The organism is Verrucomicrobiota bacterium, from assembly GCA_037139415.1.
In the GTDB taxonomy this organism is placed as follows: domain Bacteria; phylum Verrucomicrobiota; class Verrucomicrobiia; order Limisphaerales; family Fontisphaeraceae; genus JBAXGN01.
Genome location: JBAXGN010000369.1, coordinates 1 through 1933, shown reverse-complemented (window position 1 = coordinate 1933; position 1933 = coordinate 1). Strand labels below are relative to the sequence as shown.

The following is a 1933-nucleotide window of genomic DNA, read 5'->3' as shown; positions in this document are numbered from 1 at the left end:
CGCAGCCATAATCTGCTGGCGACAGACAATATCTATTTACGGATAAGCACTAAGCGGCCTCGTGGTAGCTTGCCGGGTTCCGCTTGTGGCGATAAAGACCAATGACTTGGATCCAGAAACAAAGCCTGCATACGTATAGGCACTGCCGCCGGTGATGGAAAACCACTGGGTGGCATCAACCGCCGTGTCGAAATCATCCACGCAGGTCGTGGTGATGGGTTGCATGGTCAAAACGGCCGCACTGCTGGTGACATTTGTGTAAGGGCCGGTAGCCACGCAACGATAGCTCCCAGATTGACTCAAACTCAGGTTGGACAGCACAAGGGTATTGCTGGTGGCCCCAACCAAATTGGTGCCATTCCATTGCCATTGATACGTGATGGGAAGTGGTCCTGACGCTGTGGCGACAAACGAAGTCGAGAAACCAACATACGAGCTAACGCTGGACGGCGTTACCGTGATAGTCGTCGCCGGGACCGTCACTGTTACCACAGCCGCAGTGGCAATGGTCATACCATACATATTACTAGCGATCAACTGGTACGTGCCGGCATTGGCGAGCGCCGCAGTATATGGCAGGTAGCTGTTCGTGGCACCTGGCAGGTTGGTGTTCTGACATTGCCATTGCATGGAGATGGGTTCCGCACCCAAAACTTGTGCGCTAAACGTATAGAGGTCTCCGTCGCTAAAGGTCAGATTCGCCAACGGACAATACACCGAAGGAGGATTGGGGTTGGTGATCATGCAATCAATGGACAGGTAGAGCTTTAGCCCGGCCCCACTAGAGTTGGGTTCCAATCCGCGACCACCCATGAAATCCACCGTATCTCCCGGACTTAAGGTGAGTACGCCGTTATAGGTAGTGCCGTTCGTTACGGTTGTGGTGGAGGGAGCGATGGTGTTACTGAATAGTTCCACTGAATTATATTCCACCCGAAAATCAGCGTCGCCACTCAACGAACCGTTCCACACAGACTCCACTGCCGCGCGGATGATGTAGGTTCCGCCAGCGCCAGCAGGCACAGTAAAACGTGCCACAGCATAGAAATCGGTGTTCGGATTCGACCCCGGGAACAAGCACATAATGCCTGGCGCGAAAATAGCTTGTCCAGAACCAGCCATGCCATTGATTTTGGAACCAAACGCGTGGCGTTGCAAACTTCCATCATCATTACTATAACGCGCCCATGTTTCCGAATCAACACCAACTTCGTCTTTGACAGTTCTTTTAAAGGTGTACGGAGTGAAGGCTCCACGATTTGTGGCTTTCCAGCCTGCGGTCCATACCCCAAACGGATTGTTACTTAAGGTAAAGTCACGCGAAATATTAAACTCCGCTTGGGCGGAGGGCAGGAATCCCAAGGTCGCCACCGCACTGGTGGCACTCCCGGCATCATTGGTGACAATGGCAAAGTAGCCACCATACTGCCCAAGCCCGGCATTGACAATGGTCAAGATGTTATTCGTCTGGTACGCCACCGGTACTCCGTTGAAGTACCACTGGTACGCCAGAGGACTGGATCCACTGGCCTGCACGCTGAACTGCATATTGGTGCCCAGCGGAACCCACTGCGTCTGGGGCGAGGCAGTAATAATAGGTAGGGTTTGCGCCTGAACCGACAGAGTGAACAATCCAAGGCCTGTGATGACAGCAGCGCAAATTGTCTTTCTTGAAAAAAATGATTGTATTTTCATAATAGTCTATTAATTATATTGGCTTACTGCCCCTGTTTGCGGAGACGGAAGAAGCCTTGTTTATTGGTGAGGGGAATGTTCAGGGAGACATTACCGGCATTGGTGACGGCAGTCACGGGCACTTCACCCCAAGTCTTGCCCGAGAGCCCGTCCACCATCTCCAGCACGTAATTAGTCATGGCGGTGGACCAACTGAAGCTCAGGCAATTGGTTCCCCCAATGGCCGCCGAACGCCCGG

The 1933-nt window shown here is 52.8% G+C and carries 2 protein-coding genes; both read right to left on the bottom strand.

Going from position 1 to position 1933, the window contains the following annotated elements:
* Positions 1-36: 36 nt before the first annotated feature.
* Positions 37-1695: an immunoglobulin domain-containing protein gene (locus WCO56_29745; GenBank protein ID MEI7733786.1), complete on the bottom strand. Its 1659-nt coding sequence runs from the start codon at positions 1693-1695 to the stop codon at positions 37-39.
* Positions 1696-1718: 23 nt separating this feature from the next.
* Positions 1719-1933: hypothetical protein (locus tag WCO56_29740; GenBank protein MEI7733785.1), on the bottom strand; the 215-nt coding region annotated here is incomplete at its 5' end.